A 2929-nucleotide genomic window follows, 5' to 3' on the forward strand; every position below is an offset into this window, starting at 1 on the left:
CGTCCTCGGCGCCCTGCTCGACAACCTGTTCGGCTTTCTCGTGCTCGGCGCGGTGATCTTCGGCGGATACCTGCTGTACAAGGCAGTATCGGGAGGTGACAAGCACGACCTGACGCACCTGTAGGACGAAGGGGGCAGTTGTGGAGGCGGTACCGGAGGACTGGCAGCACGGGCTCGTGATCGCCGCGCATCCCGACGACATCGAATACGGTGCCGCCGCGGCCGTGGCGAGATGGACCCGACAGGGCAAGCAGGTGCGCTACGTCCTCGCGACGAGCGGGGAGGCCGGAATCGCCGGTCTCCACCCGCGGGAGTGCGGTCCCCTGCGGGAGGGGGAGGAACGCGAATCCGCGCGGATCGTGGGCGTGGACTCGGTGGAGTTCCTCGGCCACCGCGACGGGCAACTCGTCGCCGGCCTCGACCTGCGACGTGATATCGCCGCGAGCATCCGACGACACCGACCCGAGATGGTGGTGACCGGGAACTTCGGGCTCACCTGGTTCCCGGGCTTTCTCAACAGTGCGGATCATCGCGCGCTCGGACTGTCCGTGCTCGACGCGGTCGCCGACGCGGCCAACGAGTGGATCTTCCCGGAACTGACGGAAGCCGGTCTCGAGCCCTGGCCCGGGGTGCGGTGGGTCGCGGTGAACACGACCTCTCCGACGCATGCGGTGGACGTGAGCGGCACTGTCGAGGTGGCGGTCGACTCGCTCGCGGCGCACCGCCGTTATCTCGAGGCTCTCGACGACAGGAGCGCCGAGGAACAGGCCCGCGAGCAGGTGGAGCGATCGTCCGCGCCGCTGCCGGGCTTTCCTGCCGCTCGTGCTGCCGGATTCGAGTTGTACACCTTCGCGGGATAGGGGACGCCCCACGACGGTGTGGTAGCCCGTCCCGCGTACGCGGGATGTGGCAGGCTGTGCGCGTGCGAGTGGCGGTGGTGGCCGGGCCCGACGCGGGTCATGCGATTCCGGCGATCGCGTTGTCGCTGCGGCTCGCGGATGCCGGGCACGACGCGGTGGTCTTCACAGGCGAACGGTGGCTCGGCCTCGATCTGCCCGGTGTGACCGTCGTGGAGTTGAAGGGGCTCGCGCCCCGGCTCGGTGACGACGACGGCGACGCGGGGGCGAAGATCCACGCCCGCGCCGCCCACATCGCGAGCGAGATGCTCCCGGATCTCGGTGCGCTGCTGCCCGACCTCGTGGTGGCGGACGTTCTCACCGCCGGCGGAGGGATGGCCGCCGAACGACTCGGGATCCCGTGGGTCGAGCTCTCGCCGCACCCGCTGTATCTGCCGTCGCGTGGCCTTCCGCCGATCGGCAGCGGTCTCGACGTGGGCGTGGGGGTGCGGGGGCGGTTGCGGGATGCCGCGCTGCGTGCGATGACCGCGAGATCGCTGCGGCAGGGGGAGCGCGAGCGCTCGGCCGCACGCGTCGGGATCGGATTACCCGCTCGTGATCCCGGGCCGCGGGCCCGGCTGATCGCCACCCTGCCGGCGCTCGAGCTGCCTCGACCCGACTGGCCGGAGCACGCGCACGTGGTCGGTCCGCTGCTGTGGGAACCCACCGCGGAGGTCCTCGATCCGCCTCCGGGCGACGGCCCGCTGGTCATGGTCGCGCCGTCGACCGCGACGACCGGCGTCACCGGCATGGTCGAGACGGTGTGCGATGCCCTCGACGGAACCGGTATGCGGGTCGCCGCGACGATGCTCGACCCCCCGGAGCAGGCGCTCCCGAGCCGGGTCGTCGCAGGTCGCGGCAGGCAGGATGTTCTGCTCCGGCAGGCCGATGTCGTCGTGTGCGGGGGTGGGCACGGGATGCTGGCGAAGGCGCTGAGCGCGGGGGTTCCGGCGGTGATCGTGCCCGGTGGTGGCGACCAGTGGGAGCTGGCGAACCGCGCCGCACGGCAGGGGAGCGCGGTGGTGGTTCGTCCGCTCGACGCGGCTGTGGTCCGCTCCGCGATCGGCACGGTGCTGTCGTCGCCGAGTTTCGCCGCCGCGGCTCGTGCGGCCGCGGCCAGTGCTCGTGACGTGCAGGACCCGGTCGCGGTGTGCGAGGCCGCAGCGGACTGAACTGTCGCTGCGCAACGCACGCGACTACCGTGGTCGGGGTGCGGTTGACGGAGTTCTACGAGGTGGTCCGGGACGAATTCGGGCAGATGCACGGCGATGCGTTGCTGCGCGATCATGTGCTGCTCGCGCTCGGTGGACGGACGCCGGCAGAGGCCATCGAGGCCGGGCAGGAACCGCGCGAGGTGTGGCGCGCGCTCTGCGACGAGTTCGACGTTCCGCCCGTGCGGCGGTAGTCACGGTTCACCGGCGGGAACGAGGAATTCCGCCTGCCTCCGAGAGGGGCGCGCGGTGCGACATCGGTTCTCTGTCCGACAGGGATGCGACCATGGCCCGCGGACACCGAGCGACCGGATTTCGAACACGTGTTCGGCTATGCTGGGTGCACCGGATGGGTGTTGTCCACAGGCGGTGATCCCATCCACAGATGCGGCGTTTCCGCGGTCGCAGCGGCGAACTTGTCGGTGCCGGGTTCTAAAGTCGTCGACAACAAGGACGAGATTCGATTAAGGGGACCAAGATGGCAGCACAGGCTCACGACCGCGAGAAGGCGCTCGAGCTCGCCCTCGCGCAGATCGACAAGAGCTTCGGTAAGGGCTCGGTGATGCGCCTGGGCGAGGACGTACGTCCGCCCATCGCAGTCATTCCCACCGGGTCGATCGCACTCGACGTGGCTCTCGGTATCGGCGGTCTGCCCCGCGGCCGCGTCATCGAGATCTACGGCCCGGAATCGTCGGGTAAGACGACGGTGGCCCTCCACGCGGTGGCCAACGCGCAGGCCGCCGGCGGTATCGCGGCGTTCATCGACGCCGAGCACGCCCTGGATCCGGATTACGCGCGCAAGCTCGGCGTCGACACCGACGC

Annotated in this window: 3 protein-coding genes and 1 pseudogene; all 4 read left to right on the forward strand. The window is 70.3% G+C overall.

Annotation, left to right across the window (positions count from 1 at the left end; translation table 11 throughout):
* The first annotated feature begins 140 nt into the window (after positions 1 to 140).
* A complete protein-coding gene (locus R1101_RS0120235; RefSeq protein WP_016935118.1) occupies positions 141 to 860 on the forward strand; it encodes a PIG-L deacetylase family protein in 720 nt (239 codons plus the stop codon).
* 62 nt (positions 861 to 922) lie between these two features.
* Entirely contained in the window at positions 923 to 2068 is a 1146-nt protein-coding gene (locus tag R1101_RS0120240; RefSeq protein WP_026003513.1) for a glycosyltransferase, read from the forward strand.
* A 38-nt stretch (positions 2069 to 2106) separates the two neighbouring features.
* Positions 2107 to 2301: a DUF3046 domain-containing protein gene (locus R1101_RS0120245; protein WP_026003514.1), complete on the forward strand. Its 195-nt coding sequence runs from the start codon at positions 2107 to 2109 to the stop codon at positions 2299 to 2301.
* Positions 2302 to 2585: 284 nt separating this feature from the next.
* Positions 2586 to 2929, forward strand: a pseudogene (locus tag R1101_RS0120250) (recombinase RecA); the annotation flags it as partial.

This window comes from Rhodococcus sp. R1101 (assembly GCF_000278445.1).
In the GTDB taxonomy this organism is placed as follows: Bacteria; Actinomycetota; Actinomycetes; order Mycobacteriales; family Mycobacteriaceae; genus Rhodococcus; species Rhodococcus gordoniae.